Genomic DNA, 858 nt, shown 5'->3' with positions numbered 1-858 from the left:
ATCCCACCGGGTTGGGTGGGACGCGTAGCTCTCTTAGGAAAGACTAGAAATCCTCCTGCTACGCGTTCTATAAAAATGGTCTCAAAAAGATTAAATTTCTGGCTTTAAGGCTCTAAAAATCAGAAAATTTTACCAACACGAAATGTTCCGCACACTCCTTCTCATTCTTACCTCTCCTCCTTTTAGTTAAGAAAAATTATATTCCTGCCTTCATAAATATTTGGAATTCCTGTTGCGTGAGTCACGAGAAGAAAATAGAAGCCGGTCTCGGCTTTGCCAATCAAGCCTCCTGTATTACTTATGAAGAAAGTATCTCCGCTGCTGAATAGGTCATTGTTGTCAACATCATTCCAAGTAACATTATAAAGTGGGGACGGCTTTCCTTTTATGTCCGCTATAGTAATATTGTGTGGTTCCCAACCAGGTATAAGATTGTAGATATACCCGGGATTGTATACGTAGAGCGGGTGCCATGGATCGAGAGCTACTACGCCAGTATAATTTCCTAGAGTGGAATTGCCATGCAGGCTATATCGCACCCACTTTGGCGGCAGGGATATATTGTGATAAATAGCAGGTACAGAAGGACGTGTCTCAATTATGTCTATTACAGTTATAACCCAGCCATTTTCATTTCTTTCTATACCCTAATAAACATCACACCTCACCGGTGGGCTGCCCATCCTGCGAGTGGTTAGCCCAATACGTAGCCAAAGTTGCGGAGACTACAACGATTACAACCGTAAGTCCTAATAGTAGCTTTGTTTTCTTACTCATACTTACCCCCTCCTTTACTTCCTTTTAATATCCTATTAATCAAGTTCGCAAAAGGAATTATTTTGAGTGGATAAATACCTT

General features: G+C 41.1%; 1 protein-coding gene. It reads right to left on the bottom strand.

Features of this window, described 5'->3' with window-relative positions; all coding sequences use genetic code 11:
* Nucleotides 1-182 precede the first annotated feature (182 nt).
* Nucleotides 183-539, bottom strand: a complete 357-nt coding sequence (locus QMD21_07810) for a hypothetical protein (GenBank protein ID MDI6856668.1) — start codon at nucleotides 537-539, stop codon at nucleotides 183-185.
* Nucleotides 540-858: the final 319 nt, after the last annotated feature.

The sequence above is a fragment of the Candidatus Thermoplasmatota archaeon genome (genome assembly GCA_030018475.1).
Taxonomy (GTDB): domain Archaea; phylum Thermoplasmatota; class JASEFT01; order JASEFT01; family JASEFT01; genus JASEFT01.
The sequence above is the reverse complement of the archived record's forward strand: the minus strand, read 5'-3'. Positions and strand labels throughout refer to the sequence as shown.